Origin of the sequence: Streptomyces sp. McG3, from assembly GCF_018619185.1 — a bacterium.
In the GTDB taxonomy this organism is placed as follows: domain Bacteria; phylum Actinomycetota; class Actinomycetes; order Streptomycetales; family Streptomycetaceae; genus Streptomyces.
On record NZ_JAAXYC010000159.1, the window covers coordinates 1 to 17,775 of the forward strand.

Below are 17,775 nucleotides of genomic sequence, written 5' to 3' on the forward strand. Positions count from 1 at the left end.
CTCGCCACCCCGCCTCCCGCCCCTCGACGAACGAAGAGACCGATAACATGACCACCCGGCACGACTGGACGACGACCCCCATCAGCACCGACATCCTGCGGGGCGCGCTCGACCTGGAGCGGACCGGGCGCGGCCTGCTGCCGCACCGGCTGCCCGCGCGGGCACGGCGGCAGATTCCCGACGGCCAGCTGGCCATGGCCGAATCGCAGCCCTCCGGGGTCCGGCTGGCGTTCCGCACCCGGGCCACCGCCGTCGAGCTGGACGTGGTGGCCACCAAGCGGGTCTATCCCGGTGCGCCGCCGCGCCCCGACGGGGTGTACGAGCTCCTCGTGGACGGCCGCCCCGCTGCCCGCGCCAGCGCCCCCGACGGCGACACGCTCACCGTGGACCTGGCCTCGATGACCTCGCGGACCCGGCCGGGCCCCGTGGAAACGCTCCGGTTCACCGGGCTGCCGGACGCGGAGAAGGACGTCGAGATCTGGCTGCCCCACGACGAGACCACGCTCCTGGTCGCCCTGCGCACCGACGCGCCGCTCCGGAGCCCCGGGCCGACCGGCCGACCGGTCTGGCTGCACCACGGCAGCTCCATCAGCCACGGGTCCAACGCCACCACCCCGACCGGCACCTGGCCCGCCCTGGCCGCGAACCTGGGCGAAGCCGAGCTGATCAACCTGGGGTTCAGCGGCAGCGCCCTGCTCGACCCGTTCACCGCCCGCGCCATGCGCGACACCCCGGCCGATCTGATCAGCGTCAAGATCGGCATCAACCTCGTCAACGCCGACCTGATGCGGTTGCGCGCGTTCGGCCCGGCGGTCCACGGCTTCCTCGACACCGTCCGCGAGGGCCATCCCACCGCACCGCTGCTGGTGGTCTCGCCGATCTGCTGCCCCATCCACGAGACCACTCCGGGCCCCTGCGCCCCGGACTACAGCGCGATGAGCGAGGGGCGGCTGCGGTTCGTGGCCATGGGCGACCCCGCGGAGAGCGCCGCCGGGAAGCTGACCCTCACCGTGATCCGCGACGAGCTCGCCCGGATCGTCGCCGAACGCGCCGTCACCGACCCCCATCTGCACTACCTGGACGGCCTCGACCTCTACGGCGAGAGCGACCACGCCGAACTCCCGCTGCCCGACGACCTGCACCCGGACCCGGCCGCCCACCGGCGCATCGGTGAACGCTTCGCCCGCCTCGCCTTCGGCCACGGCGGTCCGTTCACGCCGGAGAACCGCTGACGCCGGCGCGGATCCGGCGTGTCACCCCGTTCCCGGGTCCCGGTGGCGGGCCGGCCGGGAACGGGGTGGCCGGGCGCCGGTTCAGGACGGGGCCGGCGCCTCATATGTCCTCGTACGACCGGTTACGGGGCGTCCACCAGGACGCGTCCGTCAGCCGGTACGCGCGGGGCGAGGCCGCCCGCGTAGGCGGACTCGACGCGGGACTGCTCGGCCGCGTTCGGTACGGCGTTCCTGCAGCTGACACCGGCGCTGGATCCCGACATCAGCTGGGAGCAGGGGCCGGGCTTGGTGTCCGGCAGTCCCAGGCTGTGGCCGATCTCGTGAGCGGCGATACGGGTCTTGTCGTGGCCCTGGGTGACCGCCTGGCTGCCCAGCTCCACCCTGACCTGGCCGCCGGGCCGGACCGGACCGAGTGTGGCCTGCGGCCAGCCACTGGTGGCCACGATCTGTATCTCGGCACGCGAGCCGGGCGCGGCCTCGACCAGCTTGACGTTGTCGACGTTGGAGTTCCACGAGGCGACCCCTGCCGCGATCGCCGCCTCCCAGCCGCCCGCCCGGCTGTCGTCGTACCGGAGCGTCACCACCGCGGACGCCTTCTCCGCCGCCGGGGCCGGCGCGGGAGCGGCCTGCGCCGCCGTAGCCGTGGCCAGGGTGATCGCCGCGGCGACACCGACTGCCTTGATCCATCTGGATTCCAGCATTGCTGTCCCTTCACTCTCATGGGGGGCTCGGCTCCGCGCGGAGCCGAGGGAGTGGGAGGACGGTCACCGCGAACCTCACGGAGGCAAGGGCCGGTCGCCGATCCTCCCGGGGCCGCAGGACCTATGCCGCGATCGCGGCTTGATCATGCACCTGTCACAGAATGAGGCCGGAAACGCACCCTGCCGGGATCTTCGGCCCGGGCCCTTCGTCCCATCGGGTCGCCCCCGCGGCCCTGTCGCCCGACATCGTCACCATCGGGAGCATGTTCCGTACCCTGAGAGCATGCGCATGCGACCCACCCTGAGCTGGACCTCCACCGAGGAGCCGCTGCCGGGCACCACGGACCTGGAGCCGGTCGTCGAGGCGCTGCGCGGTGGCGGTGTGCTGGTCCTGAGCGGTGCGGGCATCTCCACGGAGTCGGGCATCCCCGACTACCGCGGCGAGGGCGGGAGCCTGAGCCGCCACACCCCGATGACCTACCAGGACTTCACCGCCGACGCCGGGGCCCGTCGCCGGTACTGGGCGCGCAGCCATCTCGGCTGGCGTACGTTCGGCCGTGCCCGGCCCAACGCCGGGCACCGGGCCGTGGCCGCGTTCGGGCGGCAGGGGCTGCTCTCGGGTGTGATCACCCAGAACGTCGACGGCCTGCACCAGGCCGCCGGCAGCGCGGACGTCGTGGACCTCCATGGCCGTCTGGACCGGGTCGTCTGTCTGTCCTGCGGCACCTTCAGCCCGCGCCCCGAGCTGGCGCGCCGGCTGGAGGAGGCCAACGAGGGCTTCGCGCCGGTGGCCGCCTCGATGAACCCGGACGGCGACGCAGATCTCACGGACGAGCAGGTCGGGGACTTCCGTGTGGTGCCCTGTTCGGTCTGCGACGGCGTGCTCAAACCGGACGTGGTCTTCTTCGGCGAGTCCGTGCCCCCGCAGCGGGTCGAGCGCTGCCGCGCACTGGTCAGCGGGGCGAGCGCCCTGCTGGTCCTGGGCTCCTCGCTGACGGTGATGTCCGGGCTCCGGTTCGTCCGCCAGGCCGAGCGGGCGGGGGTGCCGGTGCTGATCGTCAACAGGGACCCGACCCGGGGTGACCGGCACGCCCTGCCCCGTATCGCCCTCCCGCTGGGCGACGCCCTCACCACCGCGGCCGGCCGGCTGGGCGTTCCCGTCGACGACGGGACGACGGATACCGGACGAGGCGGCGGGGCGCCTTGGGGCCCTACCGGGCGAACTCCCTCAGGTCCTCCGCCAGCGAGCTGATGGCCGCGGGATTGCGCGGGCTCTCGACCAGGTCCACGTAGTCGAGCACGACGATCCGGTCGTTCTTGATCGCGGATACGCCGGCGAGCGGCTTGTAGGACTTCAGGAACTTCCGCTTCTCGTCCGCTCCGGTGTCGCCGTAGTTGTTGATGACGATGACCTCGGGGTCGCGGTCGACCACGGTCTCCCAGCCCACCGTCGTCCAGCTGTCCTTGAGGTCCTTCATGATGTGGTCGCCGCCGGCCTTGGTGATGATGTCGTGCGGTCCGGCGTACGCGCCCGAGGTCAGCGGCTTGTCCTTCCCGTCGTCGTACAGGAAGACGCGGAGGCGGTCACCGCCCTCGGGGGCCTTCGCCCGCGCCTCGGCGACCTCCTCGCGGAACGACGTGATGAGGGTGTCCGCCCGGTCCTCGACGTCGAAGATCTTCCCGAGGTTCCGCAGGTCGGTGTAGAGCGCTTCGAGCGGGGGCATGACTCCACGGGCCTTGCCCTGCCCGTTGCGGCACGACTCGCTGAGCAGGTACGAGTCGATGCCCACGCGCTCCAGTTCGGCGGGGGTGAAACCCTCACCCTCGTTGAATCCGTAGTTCCAGCCGGCGAAGACCAGGTCGGCGCGGGCGTCGAGGACCAGTTCCTTGTTGATCCGCTCCTTGGAGAGCCACTTGGTCTTCCGGTAGCCGTCCTTCCAGGGGACGGACGTCATGTCGCCCTTGTCGTCGGGCATCACGTACCCGGCCATGTGGTCCTCCAGCCCGAGGGCGAACATGATCTCGGTGATACCGGTGTCGTTGGTGACGACGCGCTGCGGGGCCTTGTCGTACGTCTTCTTCTCCCCGCAGTTCTCGACGGTCACCGGGTAGTGCCGGCCGGCCCCGGACTCGCCGGCCTTCCCGTCGGTCTGTGGGGTGACGTCCGCTCCGCAGCCGGTGAGGGCCAGGGCGGCCGCGAGCACGAGGGCCGCGGGACGCAGTGGGTTGCGCATGATGGTCGAGGCTCCTTCAGGAGATGGGGCGGGCAGGGGGGAGGTCGAAGAGCAGTTGGAGCGCGCCGGTCTCCGGATGCGCGACACGGTGCGCCCGTACACCGAAGACGTCGGCCAGCAACTCCGTGGTCAGGACCGCGTGCGGGGCCCCGGAGGCGACGATCCGGCCGCTGTCGATGACGTGGACCAGGTCGCAGTGCAGGGCCGCCAGGTTCAGGTCGTGCAGCGCGGTGAGCACCGTCAGGCCGCTGCCGCGGACCAGGGCGAGGACTTCCAACTGGTGGGCGATGTCCAGGTGGTTGGTGGGTTCGTCGAGCACCAGGACCCGGGGCTGCTGGGCAAGGGCGCGTGCGATCAGGACACGCTGCCGCTCGCCGCCGGAGAGGGTGAGGAAGCCGCGGTCGGCCAGGTGTCCCGCGCCGACCCCCGCCAGCGCCTCGGCGCAGAGGCGGCGGTCCTCGTCGGATGCCCGGGCCACCGGCCCCTGGTGCGGCAGCCGCCCCATGGCGACGATCTCGGCGACGGTGAAGTCGAATTCGGCGACCGCGTCCTGCGGAAGGGCCGCCAGCCGTCGGGCGCCTTCGCGGGTGCTCAGGGCGTGCAGGTCCTCACCGCCGATCCTCACGGCGCCGGCCGAGGGGCGCAGGGCCCGGTAGACACAGCGCAACAGGGTCGACTTCCCGCTGCCGTTGGGACCGACCAGGGCGACGAACTGCCCGTCGGCCGCGCCCAGGGTGACCTGGTCCACCAGCCGCGCGCCGGCTATCTCGACGGTCAGCGCGTCGACCTCGATCCGCATCAGATGCCTCCGAAGGAGTAGGCGCGCCGGCGCATGAGGAGGATGAAGCAGGGAACGCCGATGACCGCGGTGAGGACGCCCACCGGCAGCTCGGCCGGCGCCAGCACCACACGCGAGAGGATGTCCACCCAGATCAGCAGCACGGCTCCCGCCAGGGGTGCGACGGCCAAGAGCCTGCGGTGGTCCGCGCCGACCAGCATCCGTGCCGCGTGCGGGACCATCAGGCCGACGAAGCCGATCGCTCCGCTCACCGCGACGACCGCCCCGGTGACGGCCGCGGAGACGAGGAAGAGCTCCTTGCGCAGTCTCCCGGGATCGACCCCGAGTGCGGCGGCGGTCTCGTCCCCCATGGCGAGGGCGTTCAGGCGCCGTGCCGACCAGCCGAGGTGCGCGAGGCCGGCGAGCACCGCTCCGGCGGCGATCGGCACGGCGGCCCAGTTGGCCCCGCTCAGGCTGCCGAGCAGCCACATCATCGCGGAGCGGGCCGCTTCCCCTCGCTCGGCCGCGAACACCATGAACGTGGTGACGGCGGAGAACCCGTAGTACATCGCGGTCCCCGTCAGCACGAGCCGGAGCGGGGTCAGTCCGCGTTCGGTGCGGGCGACCGCGTACACGAGCAGCATGGCGAGGAGCGCGGAGAGGAACGCCGCCGTGGACAGCGCCCAGATGCCCAGCGCTCCCAGGGCCCCGAAGATGAGTGCGGCGTTGGCGCCGACCGCCGCGCCCGAGGAGATGCCGAGCACGAACGGGTCGGCCAGCGCGTTGCGCACCATGGCCTGGACGGCGACGCCGATGGCGGACAGACCGGCCCCGACGACGGCCGCCAGCACCGCTCGTGGCAGCCGCAGTTCCCAGACGATGGTGTAGGCCGGGACCTCGTCGGGGCCGATGGCACCGCCGGTCAGCCCTGCCCACAGATAGCGCGTCACCTCCGCCCAGGAGAGCCCCGACGCCCCGAGTGCCGCTCCGCAGACAAGGGAGAGGGGCAGGGCCGCGCACAGGCCGGCCAGGAGGAACGGCAGGGGCACGCGCCGGGGCGGCGCCGGTCCGGTGCCGACGTGCGCGGGGCGCGACGGCTTGGAGGGTATGCGGTCGACAGACGTGGCCACAGGCCGGTCGCTTTCGCCTCGGGCCGTGCGTCGCGCGATGAGGAGCGGCCCCGGACGGCGGCCGCCCCGCGCAGCGCCCATTCGCAGTCCACGGCGAATCGTCAGGAGCCTTCTCCGCCGCGGGTGATCGGGCTCACGGAGCCCGGGGGCTCCGTCTACCGTTGCGGGTCAGCGCCGGATTTCGACCGGACTTCCCCCGTGGCGGAACGCAGCCTAGCGCGTGCGTTCACCCTCCCCCGGGGGAGGGTGAACGGCGGCGGCACACGGAAGGTCCGGCCGCCCGCCCCGAGGTGGCGGGGAGGCCCGGACGTGTCCGGCGGCCTCCACGGTGCTCACCAGCTGACGCGGGCCGCCACCGGGAGGTGGTCGCTGCCGGTCGCGGGCAGCGGCCACGAGCTCTCCGGCTCCACGCCCCGGACCAGGATCTGGTCGATCCGCACCACCGGGAAGGCTGCGGGCCAGGTGAAGCCGAACCCGTCGCCGGCCGCCTCCTGCGCCGATCGCATCCGCGAGGTGATGCCCGCGTACGCGCGGTCGTCCAGCGTTCCGTTCAGATCGCCGAGCAGCACCACCCGCTCGTTCCGCTCGGCGGCGACGGCCCGGCCGAGCGACTGCGCGCCGGCGTCCCGTTGGCCCGACGAGAGGCCCGCCCGGGGATTCACCCGTACGGATCCGAGGTGTGCCACGTACACCGCCAGGGGCCCGTGGTCCGTGGCCACCGTGGTGCGCAGTCCCCGGTTGTACTCCAGCTTGACGTCGGCGGGCTTCGCGTCCCCCAGTGGTCCCGCGTCCATCGCGACGTCGACCGGGCGGGTGTCCGAGAGCGGCAGCCTGCTCCACACGCCGACCGTGCCCAGCACCGTGTGGTGGGGGTACGCCGTCGCCAGCTCCTTCTCGTACGTCCTCCGGGCCGCCGGGTCGAGCTCTTCCAGTGCCAGCACGTCCGCACCGGAGGCGGCCAGGGCTCGGGCGGTGCCCGCCGCGTCGGGGTTGTCGGCGCCGACGTTGTGGCTGACCACGGTGAGGTCGCCGCCCGGGTGGGACTTGTCGGTGAGCAGCCCGCCGAAGAGGTTCAGCCAGACGACGGCCGGCAGCAGCAGCGCGACGAGTGCGGGGACGGAGCGGCGCAGCAGCGCCCCGGCCAGCAGCACCGGGATGAACAGCCCGAACCACGGGAGGAAGGTCTCCACCAGGCTGCCGAGGTTCCCGACCCGGTTCGGGATGCTCGCGTGCAGCAGCAGGAACAGGCCCAGCAGCAGCGCCGCCGCCGCGAGCACCCGGCCGCGCTTCCAGGGGCCTGTCCTCGCGCCGGTGTGCCGGGGGCCGGTGTCCCCGGGATCGGCGTCACCCCGCCCGGAGTCGGCCGTGTCCACGTCGCCCTGGGCGGTACCGCCCGTGTCCACCTGCGTCATCGTCTGTCCTCGCTCGCTGCCGGTCACGGTCGCATCCTCGGGTCCTGGGTGGGGTCGGCGTACATGCGCGGGCAACCCCCGCCGATCGCTTCCGTGCGCAGCTCGTAGTGCCAGGGTTCGTTCCGGTAGGTCTGGCACAGTCCGTACGCGGCGCCGTGCTCGGACAGCCACTCCGTCGCGTCGGCCGGCCCGATGTCGACCGCGTCCCCCGACACGTGCGGCGACGTCTTCGCGGTGGCCACCCATCGGGCGGCCTCGGCCTCGGACCCGTACCGCGCGATCGCCTTGCGGAGCAGCTGATCCTGATACTCCGGTGAACGCCAGCCGCTGTTGACGGCGAACCCGACGCCCTCCCGCGCCGCCTCCCGTGCCGCCCGGCGGAGGGCCGCGAGCAGGTCCGCGTCGAGGTTGGCGACGGCCGGGATCCCGTCGTCGAGCACCGTGGCTCCGTCGGGAACCGCCCCGTCGGCCGTTCCCGGGCCGCCTCGGAGCTCACGGTGGAGAGGAGGAGGCAGGGGTGCCCTCGCCGAGGAGGGGGCGGTGGACGGGGAGCGCGGTGAGGCCGTGGTCGACGGGGCGTGTGCCGGGTTCAGCAGGAAGTGGCCGAGGGCTGCCGCGATCGCTGCCACGACGGCTACCGCGCCGACGACCAGGGGCCCGGGTGTCCGGCGGGGTGTTGTGCGCACTGACGGCGGTGGTCGAGTCATACCGCGAGTCAAGGCAGCCCGGTGTTGCCGGCCCGTATGCGGTTTTCGATACGCCGACGATATGTGGGGACTCGTAGCATCGGCCCATGCGCGTGCTGATCGTCGAGGACGAACCCTATCTGGCGGAGGCCGTCCGCGACGGCCTGCGTCTCGAAGCGATCGCGGCGGACATCGCGGGTGACGGGGACACCGCTCTGGAGCTGCTGAGCGTCAACACGTACGACATCGCCGTCCTGGACCGCGACGTCCCCGGGCCGTCCGGCGACGAGGTCGCCGCACACATCGTCGCCTCGGGCAGTGGCATGCCGATCCTCATGCTGACGGCGGCCGACCGTCTCGACGACAAGGCTTCCGGGTTCGGGCTCGGCGCCGACGACTACCTCACGAAACCCTTCGATCTCCGGGAACTCGTGCTCAGGCTCAGAGCGCTCGACCGCAGGCGCGCCCACAGCAGACCGCCCGTGCGGGAGATCGCCGGTCTGCGGCTGGACACGTTCCGCAGAGAGGTCTACCGGGACGGCCGCTACGTCGCGCTGACCAGAAAGCAGTTCGCGGTACTCGACGTCCTCGTCGCCGCCGACGGCGGTGTCGTCAGCGCCGAAGAGCTCCTGGAACGCGCGTGGGACGAGAACGCCGACCCGTTCACCAACGCCGTACGCATCACCGTCTCGGCCCTGCGCAAGCGCCTCGGCGAACCGTGGATCATCGCCACCGTGCCGGGCGTCGGCTACCGCATCGGCACGGCGTCCGGCACCGGTCGCGGCGGCGGAGAGGACCATGGCTAGGCGGCCCGGGTTGAGCGTCCGCCTCAAGCTCGCCCTCAGCTACGCCGGATTCCTCATGGTCGCCGGCATCCTGCTGCTCACCGCGGTGTGGGTGTTCCTCCTGGAGTACGTTCCCGACGACTGGGACCAGCGGATGCTCCACGAGAATCCCAACCGTCAGCTCCTCGCGTACACCTTCGCCCCGGCGGCGGCCACCGTACTGGCGGTCCTCCTCGTCTTCGGCCTCCTGGGAGGATGGGTCCTCGCCGGCCGCATGCTCGCCCCGCTGACCCGGATCACCGAAGCCACCCGCGCGGCCACGCACGGGTCGCTCTCCCACCGGATCCGGCTGCCGGGCCGCAGGGACGAGTTCCGGGAACTCGCCGACGCGTTCGACACGATGCTCGCCCGGCTCGAAGCCCACGTAGCCGAGCAGGAGAGGTTCGCGGCGAACGCCTCCCACGAGCTGCGCACCCCGCTGGCGATCTCCAGGACGCTCCTCGATGTGGCCCGCACCGACCCGAACCGCGACACCGACGAGATCATCGACCGCCTGTACGCCGTCAACGGCAGGGCGATCGACCTCACCGAGGCACTGCTCGTGCTCAGCCGCGCCGACCGGCGTTCCTTCACCCGGGAACGCGTCGACCTGTCCCTGCTGGCGGAGGAGGCCACCGAGACCCTCCTCCCCCTCGCCGAAGAACATGGCGTCACCGTCGGGACACGCGGCGAGATCGCCCCCGCGATCGGATCGCCGGCCCTCCTGCTGCAACTGACCACGAACCTCGTGCACAACGCGATCGTCCACAATCTGCCCGACCGGGGGACCGTCCGGGTCACTACCGGAGTCCGTCGCGAGACCGTGGTGCTCACGGTCGAGAACACCGGTGCGCAGGTCACCCCGCAACGGGCCGCGACGCTCACCGAACCTTTCCGGCGCGGCGCCGAACGGTTGCACACCCACCACGCGGGTGTCGGGCTCGGCCTGGCCATCGTCAAGACCATCACCCGCGCGCACGACGGGACGCTCACCCTCACCCCGCGCCCGGACGGCGGGCTGCGCATCACGGTGGAGCTCCCCGCGACAGCCCCGCCCGCCGACGGAGTCCGGACGCCGTACGGCAGGATGGAACCATGAGCGTAGTCAAGATCAATGTGCTGACCGTCCCCCAGGAACAACGCGAGACGCTGGAGAAGCGCTTCGCTTCCCGGGCCAATGCCGTGGAGGGATCCGACGGATTCGAGTGGTTCGAGCTGCTCCGGCCCGTCGAGGGCACGGACGACTACCTCGTCTACACGCGCTGGCGTGACGAGGCCTCCTTCCAGGCGTGGATGGAGGGGCCGATGAAGGCGGCCCATCAGGGCGGCGGCGCCGGGAGCGGTGAGCGCCCCAAGCCTGCGGCCAGCGGGTCCACGGTGTGGTCCTTCGAGGTCGTGCAGCAGGCCGGCCCGGCGGGCGCGTAGCCGAGCGGGCGCAGATGTGTGGCCTGCCGGGTCCGGCCCGGCAGGCCACTGCCGCCCGCCCGGCCCGGGCAGGTCAGCGGTCGACCGCCGGCAGCCGGGCCAGGCCGGTGTCTCGCATGATGCGGTCGACGGTCCCGGCCAGGAGGCTGTCGGGACCGATCACGGTCTCGACACCGTCGGGCAGCACGTCGCGGAGTCGGTACCAGTCCCGCAGTTGGTGCTCGTCGACCTCGTCGGCGATCGGCTTGGTGGCGTGCCGGGCCACGGTCTCGGCGAACGGGACGTCCAGGTAGTACCCGTGGGTCCGGCCCCGGTGGTCGGCGCGCAGGCGGGCGAGCATGTCGCCGTAGTGGTCGGCGTGGAGGATGCCCTCGACCACCACGTGGTAGCCGGCGTCCAGGGCGTAGCGGGCGGTCAGGTCGATCAGACCGATGTTCGCCGCCCCGGGCCGGTCGCGTTCGCGCAGCACGGTGCGGCGGAGGTTGTCCTGGCCTACCACGGCCAGTCCGCGGCCGAAGCTGTCGCGGAGACCGGCGGCCACGCTCGACTTCCCCGACGCGCTGTTGCCGCGCAGGATGATCAGCCGGGTCTCCTCGGTTCCCACGTTCACGGTGAACACGCCAGCCGCTGCCGGGTCCTGAAGCGGACCCTTCCCCTCACGTCACTCCCAGGGTGCATGCGCTCTCCTCCCGGCGGCTGATTCCCCGCGACCCGCGCGTTTTTAAGATCATTCTCCCAGGTAACGGACCGACGGACCGGTGGAGCACGACATGACCCTGCTGGATGTACTACTGGACGCGGTGCGTGAGGCTCCCGGGCAGGTCGTCGTGCATGTCCGCGGCGACGGCGGCGAGCTGACGGTCAGCCTGTGCGAGCTCCTGGACGACTCCCTGCGCGTGGCGGGGGGCTTCCGGGAGGCGGGGATGGCGCCCGGGACCTGTGTGCCGTTGCTCGCCGACCGCAGCGAGGACTTCCAGCCGATGTTCTGGGGTGCGGTGGCGGCCGGTCTCGTTCCGGTTCCGCTGGCTCCGGACGCCCGTCGGGTGATCCCGGTCTGGGAACACCTGGGGCGGCCGCCCGTCGTCGTGGTCGCCTCGACCGCGTCGCTGTCCGGTGAACTCCCCGACACCGTTCGCACCCTGACCCTCGACGTCCTGCGGCAAGGACCGGTACTGCGTCAGACCGCCACCGCGGGGCGCGACGACGTCGCGTTCGTGCAGTTCTCCTCGGGAAGCACCGGTGCCCCCAAGGGGGTGGAGGTGACGCATGGCGCGGTGCTGGCCAATCTGGAGCAGATACGGGCCGCCTCGGTGCTGGGCCCCGACGATGTGGTGGTCAGCTGGATGCCGTACTTCCACGACATGGGGCTCATCGGCACCCATCTCGCTCCGCTGGCCGCCCGGGCCAGGCAGGTCAAGATCGGTCCGCTGTCGTTCGCCAAGCGGCCCCGCCTGTGGTTCGAGGTGGCGGCCCGGCACCGGGCCACGGTGCTGTCCGCGGCCAACTTCGCCCTGGCGCTGGCCGTACGCCGGGTTCCCGAGGAGGTGCTGGCCCGGCTGGACCTCTCGGCCGTGCGGCTGATCCTGGTCGGGGCGGAGCCGATCGCGCCCGCGGTGTGGCGTGCCTTCGCCGACAGGACCCGGCCGTCGGGGCTGGATCCGGCGGCGGCCCAGCCGGTCTACGGCCTGGCGGAGGCGACGCTGGCGGTGACCTTCCCGCCGCCGGGGGAGGTGGCCGAGCCCCTGGTCCTGGACCGGGCCTCGTTGAGCCGTGGAGTGGCGGTGGACGCCGAACCAGGCGAAGGGGCGGTCGAGTTGATGGACGTCGGGCGGCCGGTGGCGGGCTGCGCCGTGCGCGTCGTCGACGACGCGGGCACCGTCCTCGGGGACCGGCGGACCGGGCACATCATGGTGAGCGGCCCCCAGCTCGCCCGTGGCTACCACGGCCTTCCCGATGCGAGCGCGGAGGTGTTCGCCGGGGGATGGCTGCGCACCGGTGATCTCGGATTCCTGCGGGACGGCCGGCTGTGCGTCACGGGCCGGCACAAGGACGTGCTGTTCCTCAACGGCCGCACCTTCCACGCCACGGACATGGAGGAGGTGGCGGCCGCGACGCCCGGGCTGCCTCCCGGCGCCCCGGCGGTGGTCGGGTCGACCGACCCGGTCACCGGTGCGGAGCGCGTCGTGGTGTTCGTCCCGTGGGCACGGCCCGCGCCCGAGGCGGCGGACGTACTCGAACGCGTCGCTGCCCGGGTGCGCGAGGCCCTGCTCCATGACGATGTGCGGGTGCTGGCCCTGCCGCCGGGGGCGTTCCCCCGTACGACGAGCGGCAAACTGCAACGCCGACGGCTGCGGGAGCGTTTCGAGGAGGGCGCGTTCGGGACCAGTGACGGTGGTGGTCCTTCGTCCGGAGTGCGCGGGCCGGCGGAAGCCCCGCCCCCTGTCACGAAGGCGCCCCGCGCCCGCGCGGAGACCGTCGATGCCGTGCGGGAGGCGTGGGCACGGGTACTGGGCCGGCCCGCCGATTCGATCGGGGCGCACGAGCCGTTCGGGAGCCTCGGAGGGACGTCGCTCAAGGCCATGGAGGTGCTCGTGGCACTGGAGGACGCCTTCTGTGTGACGCTGCCGCCGGCGGTCATCCGCGACCACGGCACGGTGGCCGCGCTGGCCGGTCACCTTCTGACGGTGGCGCCCGGTCCGGGGCCGTCCCACGCGGACGCCGTGGAGAGCGCCGAGCCAGGCGCCGGAGGAACGACCGCGGTGGACCCGACAGGGCCCGGCCTCACCGGCCCCGTTGGTGCCGACACCCCTGCGGCCGTCATCGGGATGGCGTGCCGGTTCCCCGGTGCCGGCACTCCCGAGGCCTTCTGGGACCTGCTCGTCGACGGGCACGACGCCGTCGCCCCCGTACCGCGTGGACGATGGGACGACGGCCGGGAGGACCGTCCGGGGGATCGGCCGACGACGTCGGCGGCTGCTCCAGCAGGTTCCGCAGCCCGGACAACTCCGACAGCCCCCCGGAAGCGGTGGGCCGCGCTGCTGGAGGACCCGGCCGCGTTCGACGCCGGCTACTTCGGCATCGGCGAGGACGAGGCGCGGGCGCTCGACCCGCAGGCCCGGCTCTTCCTGGAGCTCGCGCACGAGGCACTCGAACGTGCCGGATACGCGGGGCCCCGCCGGCGCGGTCGCAGGATCGGTGTGTTCGCCGCGGTCGGGGACAGCGGCTACCGGGAGGTCCTGGAACGGGCCGCCGCCGACGGCTCCCCGCTGCCCGCCACGCTCACCGGGAACCTGCCCGCCCTCGTCGCCGCACGGGTCGCGCAGAGCCTCGACCTCGACGGTCCCGCCCTCGCCGTGGACACCGCCTGCTCGTCGGGGCTGGTGGCTCTGCACCTGGCCCGGCGCAGCCTGCTGGACGGCGAGTGCGACCTCGCCGTCGTCGGCGGGGTCAACCTCCACCTGACCTCGACCCCGCACCGGCTGCTGGAAGAGGCGGGGGCCCTGTCCCCCACCGGACGCAGCCGCGCCTTCAGCACCGACGCCGACGGCTTCGTGCCCGGCGAGGGCGGCGCGGCCCTCGTCCTGACGCGGCTCGACGCCGCCCGCCTCGCGGACGATCAGGTGCTCGCGTTGGTGCGGGGCACGGCCGTCAACAACGACGGCCGGTCGATGAGCCTCATGGCGCCCAACCCGCTACGGCAGCGCGAGGTCATCACCCGGGCGTACGAGGCGGCGGGGGTCGATCCCGCCTCGGTGACCTACGTGGAGGCCCACGGCACCGGCACGGCCGTGGGGGATCCGATCGAGCTGCGTTCGCTGGCCCACGCGTTTCCCGAACGCACCGACGGCGAAGCGCGGTTGGTCGGCTCGGTGAAGACCAACATCGGGCATCTGCTGAACGCCGCCGCACTTCCCGCGCTGGTGAAGGTCGTACTGGCCCTGGGCCACCGCAGGCTGCCGCCGTCGCTGCACCACGCCCCGGCCTCGCCGGGCCTCGCCCCCGCCGGCTTCTCCGTGGTGACCGAGGCCCGGGACTGGACGTCCGCCGGACCTCTCGTCGCGGGGATCAACGCGTTCGGTTTCGGCGGCACCAACGCCCATGCCGTACTCGAACAGGCCCCGCCCCCGCCGTCCCCGGCCTCGCCGCCTTCGGGTGCCGCGCGTGAAGTCGTGTTCGACGGGCCCCACTTGCTGACCCTGTCGGCCCACGGTCCCGACGCGTTGCGGGACTCGGTGACCCGGCTCGCCACGCATCTGGAAGGCCTTCCGCGGCTGCGCGAGGGCGATGTGTGCCGCACCGCGAGCACCTCCCGGGACGAGGGACCCCACCGGCTCGCCGTCGTCGCCGACGGTGACCTGCGGGAACGGCTCGCCGCCATCGCCGCCGCCACGACGGGAGAAGCGGGCGGGCAGGCCGGGAGCCTCGTCCGTTCCCGGCCGCGGGTGGTCTTCCTGTTCCCCGGGCAGGGCTCGCGGTTCCCCGGCCAGGACCGGGCGCTGTACCGGACGGCACAGGTGTTCCGGGACACGTTCGACGAGGCGTCCGCTCTCCTCGGGCCCGTGTGCGGGCGGTCCCTCCTGGACTGGGCGCTGGATCCGGAGGTGGACCCCACCGCCCAGGCCGCGACGGAGGTGGCGCAGCCGCTCCTCGTCGCCTCCGGAGTGGCGCTCGCCCGCCAGTTGCGGGCCTGGGGCGTGGAGCCCGACGCGGTCGCCGGGCACAGCGTCGGGGAGATCACCGCCGCCTGCGTCAGCGGGGTGCTGACCCTCCGCGAGGCGGTGCGGTTCGCGGCCGAACGCGGCCGTCTCATGGGCGCGTTCACCGAGCCCGGGGCCATGGTCGCCGTCCGCGGGGGCGAGGAGGCCGTCGCCGCGGCGGTGGCGGAGTCCGACGGGGCGGTCGCCGTGGCCGCGTACAACGGTCCCGGGCTCCAGGTCCTCTCCGGGGGTGTCCGTGCGGTGGAGCGTGCCACCGCCGGCCTCGAAGCCCTGGGCGTCCCCACCCGTCGCCTGCGGGTCTCCCGGGCCTTCCACTCACCGCTGATGCGGCCGGTGGGGGACCGGCTCGCCGACGCGGCCCGTGCGTTGACCCCGCAGGTCCCGTCCGTCCCCCTCATGAGCACCGTCACCGCCGAGTGGCAGCCGGTCCTCGGCCCCGATTACCTGCGTGACCACGCCGAGCGTCCCGTGCGGTTCGGGGCGGCCGTGGAACGCCTGGCCCGGGAGGGGTACGACACGTTCCTGGAGGTCGGCCACGGCGCGACCCTGTCGGGTGCGGTCCGAGCGGCGACGGATGGGTACGCGGCCGACGCACCGGTGGCACGCGCGGGCGGGCCCGGAGTATCCGGAACGTCCAGAACCGCTGACGCCCCCGGGGCGTCCGGTGGCGCGACGGTGATGTGCGCCCTGCCGGGACGTTCCGACGGCCGCACGGATACGGAACGGCTCCCCGATGACGGGCACGGCGGGCGCGGGGCCCTGCTGGGAACCATCGGCCGCCTGTGGTCGCACGGCGTGCCGCTGGACCGTACGGCGCTCGACGCGGCGCACCGAGGGATTTCCCTGCCCACCTACCCCTTCCAGCGCCGCCGGTACTGGCCCGATCCGCCCGCGAGCCCGCTGCTGCACCGGGTCCTGTGGGACGACGCCGCGCCGCCCGGGCAGCCGTCGGCAGCCGTGCGTTCGGTGCTGCTGACAGGTCCCGACTCCGCGTACGTCGCCGGGATCGCCTTGCAGCTCTCCGCCGAGGGCGTCCGGACGCACGCAACGGGCGACGGGCCGCCGGATGCCGTGGTCCTGGTGGCGGGCCCCGCTCCCGGCCAGGACACCGCCGACGCGCTCGGCCGGGCCCAGGACGTCGCGCTGGCCGCCTTCGGTGAGGCCCTGGCACGGTTCGACGAGGCAGGCGCCGACCGGTTGCTGGTGCTGACCGAGGACGTCCACGCCACGGGGGCCGTTCGGGAACGGCCGCGGCCCGCCCACGCCGTCCTCGGCGGGCTGTTGATGGCTCTGCCGCAGGAGACTCCGGGCGCTTCGGCCACCGCCCTCGACCTCTGCTCGCTGGACACCCCGTCACAGCGGCTGACCGCTGTGCTGGCCGAGCTCGCCGAACTGAAGGCAGCGGGCGGCAGCACCCCGGGCAGGGTCGCCACCGTGGCCTGGCGCGGCGGGCGCAGGCTCACCCGCCGTTTCGCACCGCTGCCGGGCGGCGCCGCCGCACCGGCCGGGGCGACGCGATCACCGCTGCCGCCCGACGGCACCTACCTCATCACCGGGGGCGGCGGCGGGATCGGCGCCGCGCTCGCCCGGGACCTCGCCGGCCGGGGCCGCCCGACCCTCGTGCTCGCCGGGCGCTCCTCCTGGCCGCCCGTCGGGTTGGCCGAGGAACTCCGCTCGCTGGGCGCCACCGTCCACTACCGCGTGGCCGACGTCTCGGTGGAGCAGGACATCGACACGCTCCTCGCCGGACTCCCCCACCTCGACGGCCTCTTCCACGCCGCGGGGACCGTGCGACCCGGCACCCTGCGCGACCGGCGTGCGGAGGAGACGGCGGAGTCCCTGGCCGCCAAGACCCGGGGCAGTCTGCTGCTCTCACTGGCGCTGCGCCGGCACGGGCTCGACCCGGCGGTCCGGGTCGCGTTCTCCTCCGTCAGCGCCGTGCTGCCCGGCCTGGCGGGAGCACTGGGCGACTACGCCGGCGCCAACGCCTTCCTCGACGCGTTCGCCGCGTCGGAACGGCACGCGGGCAGGCCCTGGCAGTCGGTGAACCTCGCGGCACTCGCCGGTACGGGCATGGCGGCGGCCCTCGGAACCGGGGCAGGAGGGGGCTCCGCCACCGTACCGGGCGCCGGGGGCCGGCCCGTCGCCCTCCATCCCGCGCTGGCGGCGCTCCGTACGGCGTGCGGCGTCGACGCGGCGCAGCTGCTGCTGCTCGCCGACCTGACGCCGTCCCCGGAGCCCGCGGTCATGGCGGCCCCGACCACTTCGACGGCAGCCACAGGTGCAGGCTCCTCGATGGAATCCACGACGGAATCCGTGGCGGAACCGTCCACCTCGGGCCGGGCAACCGGCACCCGTGTGAACAGCGGTACGCGGGCCGGCACCGGGCCCCGAACCGGTACCGGGAGCGGCACCGCGGCGTTGCTCCGGCGGCTGCTGGCCTCGGCTCTGCGTCTGCCCTGCCGCCGGGGTTCCCGACGACGAGCCGTTTCTCGCCCTCGGCCTCGACTCGCTCGCCGCCGTCGACCTCGTCAGGCAGCTCGAACGGGAGCTGGGAAGGCCGCTGCCCGCCACGCTCTTCTTCGAGTACCGGACGGTCGCCGAACTGGCCGCCCACCTCGACACCGCCCCCTCC

12 protein-coding genes, 1 pseudogene and 1 riboswitch are annotated in these 17,775 nt (G+C 73.4%); of the genes and pseudogenes, 6 read left to right on the forward strand and 7 right to left on the reverse strand.

The window, feature by feature from the left end; translation table 11 throughout:
• Positions 1–47 precede the first annotated feature (47 nt).
• Positions 48–1,232 carry a GDSL-type esterase/lipase family protein gene (locus tag HET64_RS23690; protein ID WP_215108728.1) on the forward strand — a complete coding sequence of 395 codons (1,185 nt, stop codon included), beginning with the start codon at positions 48–50 and terminating at the stop codon, positions 1,230–1,232.
• Positions 1,233–1,354: 122 nt separating this feature from the next.
• Here the strand turns inward: HET64_RS23690 and HET64_RS23695 are convergent, their stop codons facing one another.
• A complete protein-coding gene (locus tag HET64_RS23695) occupies positions 1,355–1,933 on the reverse strand; it encodes a snapalysin family zinc-dependent metalloprotease (protein WP_215108706.1) in 579 nt (192 codons plus the stop codon).
• Between the two features lie 289 nt (positions 1,934–2,222).
• Between HET64_RS23695 and HET64_RS23700 the strand changes: the two genes are divergently transcribed.
• Positions 2,223–3,185, forward strand: a complete 963-nt coding sequence (locus HET64_RS23700; RefSeq protein ID WP_251145755.1) for an NAD-dependent protein deacetylase — start codon at positions 2,223–2,225, stop codon at positions 3,183–3,185.
• On the opposite strand, the gene HET64_RS23705 is transcribed toward HET64_RS23700, so the two are convergent.
• The 5 genes from HET64_RS23705 to HET64_RS23725 form a co-directional block, all read right to left on the reverse strand.
• Positions 3,145–4,167 (reverse strand): ABC transporter substrate-binding protein, encoded by a 1,023-nt coding sequence (locus HET64_RS23705; RefSeq protein ID WP_215108708.1) that lies wholly within the window; start codon positions 4,165–4,167, stop codon positions 3,145–3,147. The two genes, HET64_RS23700 and HET64_RS23705, sit on opposite strands and share 41 nt — an antisense overlap.
• Before the next feature lie 16 nt (positions 4,168–4,183).
• Positions 4,184–4,966, reverse strand: a complete 783-nt coding sequence (locus HET64_RS23710) for an ABC transporter ATP-binding protein (protein ID WP_215108710.1) — start codon at positions 4,964–4,966, stop codon at positions 4,184–4,186.
• Positions 4,966–6,075, reverse strand: coding sequence for an iron ABC transporter permease (locus HET64_RS23715; RefSeq protein WP_215108713.1), 1,110 nt, complete (start codon positions 6,073–6,075; stop codon positions 4,966–4,968). Before HET64_RS23715 ends, HET64_RS23710 begins: the two co-directional genes overlap by 1 nt.
• Positions 6,076–6,175: 100 nt before the next feature.
• Positions 6,176–6,302: riboswitch (cobalamin riboswitch) on the reverse strand.
• A gap of 105 nt (positions 6,303–6,407) precedes the next feature.
• Entirely contained in the window at positions 6,408–7,514 is a 1,107-nt protein-coding gene (locus tag HET64_RS23720; RefSeq protein ID WP_215108715.1) for an endonuclease/exonuclease/phosphatase family protein, read from the reverse strand.
• Positions 7,511–8,116 (reverse strand): M15 family metallopeptidase, encoded by a 606-nt coding sequence (locus HET64_RS23725; protein WP_215108717.1) that lies wholly within the window; start codon positions 8,114–8,116, stop codon positions 7,511–7,513. The genes HET64_RS23720 and HET64_RS23725 overlap by 4 nt, the downstream gene beginning before the upstream one ends.
• A 164-nt stretch (positions 8,117–8,280) precedes the next feature.
• Between HET64_RS23725 and HET64_RS23730 the strand changes: the two genes are divergently transcribed.
• Genes HET64_RS23730 through HET64_RS23740 form a run of 3 tightly spaced genes read left to right on the forward strand, consistent with a single transcriptional unit; the run spans position 8,281 to position 10,422 of the window.
• The gene (locus tag HET64_RS23730; protein WP_215108719.1) at positions 8,281–8,979 is read left to right on the forward strand and encodes a response regulator transcription factor; all 699 of its coding nucleotides are present in this window, start codon (positions 8,281–8,283) and stop codon (positions 8,977–8,979) included.
• Complete coding sequence (locus tag HET64_RS23735; protein ID WP_215108721.1) at positions 8,972–10,096, forward strand: HAMP domain-containing sensor histidine kinase; 1,125 nt, start codon at positions 8,972–8,974, stop codon at positions 10,094–10,096. Before HET64_RS23730 ends, HET64_RS23735 begins: the two co-directional genes overlap by 8 nt.
• A complete protein-coding gene (locus HET64_RS23740) occupies positions 10,093–10,422 on the forward strand; it encodes an antibiotic biosynthesis monooxygenase (RefSeq protein WP_215108723.1) in 330 nt (109 codons plus the stop codon). The genes HET64_RS23735 and HET64_RS23740 overlap by 4 nt, the downstream gene beginning before the upstream one ends.
• A 73-nt stretch (positions 10,423–10,495) precedes the next feature.
• Here the strand turns inward: HET64_RS23740 and HET64_RS23745 are convergent, their stop codons facing one another.
• On the reverse strand, positions 10,496–11,041 hold the full coding sequence (locus HET64_RS23745) for an AAA family ATPase (RefSeq protein ID WP_215108725.1): 546 nt from the start codon (positions 11,039–11,041) through the stop codon (positions 10,496–10,498).
• Positions 11,042–11,180: 139 nt separating this feature from the next.
• On the opposite strand from HET64_RS23745, the pseudogene HET64_RS23750 reads away from it, so the two are divergent.
• Positions 11,181–17,775, forward strand: a pseudogene (locus tag HET64_RS23750) (SDR family NAD(P)-dependent oxidoreductase); the annotation flags it as partial.

Excerpts from the sequence above, each read along its gene's own strand:
- HET64_RS23690 (WP_215108728.1), top strand. The coding sequence starts at position 48 with ATGACCACCCGGCACGACTGGACGACGACCCCCATCAGCACCGACATC.
- HET64_RS23695 (WP_215108706.1), bottom strand. The coding sequence starts at position 1,933 with ATGCTGGAATCCAGATGGATCAAGGCAGTCGGTGTCGCCGCGGCGATC.
- HET64_RS23700 (WP_251145755.1), top strand. The coding sequence starts at position 2,223 with ATGCGACCCACCCTGAGCTGGACCTCCACCGAGGAGCCGCTGCCGGGC.
- HET64_RS23705 (WP_215108708.1), bottom strand. The coding sequence starts at position 4,167 with ATGCGCAACCCACTGCGTCCCGCGGCCCTCGTGCTCGCGGCCGCCCTG.
- HET64_RS23710 (WP_215108710.1), bottom strand. The coding sequence starts at position 4,966 with ATGCGGATCGAGGTCGACGCGCTGACCGTCGAGATAGCCGGCGCGCGG.
- HET64_RS23730 (WP_215108719.1), top strand. The coding sequence starts at position 8,281 with ATGCGCGTGCTGATCGTCGAGGACGAACCCTATCTGGCGGAGGCCGTC.
- HET64_RS23735 (WP_215108721.1), top strand. The coding sequence starts at position 8,972 with ATGGCTAGGCGGCCCGGGTTGAGCGTCCGCCTCAAGCTCGCCCTCAGC.
- HET64_RS23740 (WP_215108723.1), top strand. The coding sequence starts at position 10,093 with ATGAGCGTAGTCAAGATCAATGTGCTGACCGTCCCCCAGGAACAACGC.